Annotated in this window: 3 protein-coding genes; 2 read left to right on the top strand and 1 reads right to left on the bottom strand. The window is 53.7% G+C overall.

The annotated features are described in order from the left end of the window. Positions 1–388: NAD(P)H-binding protein (locus NZ705_12455; GenBank protein MCS7293754.1), on the top strand; the 388-nt coding region annotated here is incomplete at its 5' end. Here the strand turns inward: NZ705_12455 and NZ705_12450 are convergent. Beyond that, positions 359–475, bottom strand: a complete 117-nt coding sequence (locus tag NZ705_12450; GenBank protein MCS7293753.1) for a photosystem II reaction center protein Ycf12 — start codon at positions 473–475, stop codon at positions 359–361. The genes NZ705_12455 and NZ705_12450 overlap by 30 nt on opposite strands. Before the next feature lie 105 nt (positions 476–580). On the opposite strand from NZ705_12450, the gene NZ705_12445 reads away from it, so the two are divergent. Beyond that, complete coding sequence (locus NZ705_12445; GenBank protein ID MCS7293752.1) at positions 581–1,453, top strand: peptidoglycan recognition protein family protein; 873 nt, start codon at positions 581–583, stop codon at positions 1,451–1,453. The last annotated feature ends 51 nt before the right edge of the window (positions 1,454–1,504 follow it).

Here is a 1,504-nt window from a genome sequence, read left to right as displayed (position 1 = left end):
TGTGGCCAAGTTTCACAAGGTGCAGCATTTTGTGCTGGTGTCTTCGTTGTGCGTCTCACAGTTTCTCCATCCCCTAAACTTGTTTTGGTTCATCTTGTATTGGAAGAAGCAGGCGGAGCTGTATTTACAAAACAGCGGGTTGACTTACACCATTCTGCGACCGGGGGGCTTATTGAATGACAACATTCCCGGAGGATTGGTGATCCAGGGGCCGGACACCTTGTTTGAGGGGCGGATTCCCCGGCAAAAAGTAGCGCAGGTGTGTGTCGAAGCACTTTATCAACCGGCAGCCCGAAACGGCATTTTTGAAATCATTACCCGCCCTGAGCAGCCAGAATCGCCGCCGGAGTCCTGGTTTTCACAGGTTGCCGTTACGAGCCACCAGTAGGAAGATCACCGCCGGTCCTGCGAGAATGACCAGCGCAATCAAAAACAACTGCACCAGGGTTTCCCAGTTCTCCAGCAGTGCAGACATGGACTCCCTCCCAGACGAACACCCAGTCATTTTAGGAGAAGCGGGTTACAGCCGGATCAAACGCTACAAAATGTTATAAAAAGGGTGGGGGTGTGAGGGGTAATAATGCGACGCTGGCAGCGCTGGTTGACGTGGGGTGTCCTAGCTCTGCTCTTCCTGGTAGCGACGCAGGTGTGGGCATGGTGGCAACGACCAACAGCAACTATTCTGATTAGCCAACTATCGCCGTTACCCGCAGGACCCGGGTTGTGTCCGGAAGGTCTATCGAGGGCGAAGTCCTGGCCGCAGTACCAGCCCCCTGAGGAAACAGCATTCGTGCACCCTAGCAATTACGGTCAGCGGCATCAGTTGGATGTATGGGGACAACCGATCAGCTACCCGCCCCTGATTGTTCTCCATGAAACGGCTGGACCTGCCGATGCAGCGATTAGTCTGTTTCAAAAGGACCATACAGGCCGCGATGACTTGCAGGTGAGTTATCACGTGATTATCCGCTGTGATGGAACGGTTGTGTATCTAGTGCCACCGGAAATGCGGGCTTACGGGGCAGCGCCATCCTCGTTTCGGGGCGAAGCAGTGAAAACGAATCCCAAAGGTGTCTTTTCGGTCAATAATTTTGCCTATCACATTTCGTTGGAATCGCCTGAGGATGGCTACTACCGCCCGCCGCCGCAATCACAACCGTCTCAGACTCCAAAACCAGATATGGTGACGACCACCAAAGCAGCACCCGCGCCTAGTTCACCGCCACCCACAAACCCCCTTTTCCACAGTGGCTACACCGATGCTCAGTATCAATCCCTGGCGTGGTTGATTGCCAAAACCTGTGTGCCCTGGGAACGCATCACCACCCACAAAGCCGTGGATACATCCGGCTCACGTTCTGACCCCCGCAGTTTCGATTGGCAAAAATTTCGGCGCTACCTGAACCAGTATCCCCGTCGCCGGGAAATTTTCTTCGGATTTCACAATGAATAGCCCCTTGCTGGGACAGGAACATCCTGGGTAAAGTAAAACTCAAAATCATGC

It is taken from the genome of Gloeomargarita sp. SKYB120, assembly GCA_025062155.1.
Taxonomy (GTDB): Bacteria; Cyanobacteriota; Cyanobacteriia; order Gloeomargaritales; family Gloeomargaritaceae; genus Gloeomargarita.
The sequence above is the reverse complement of the archived record's forward strand: the minus strand, read 5'-3'. Positions and strand labels throughout refer to the sequence as shown.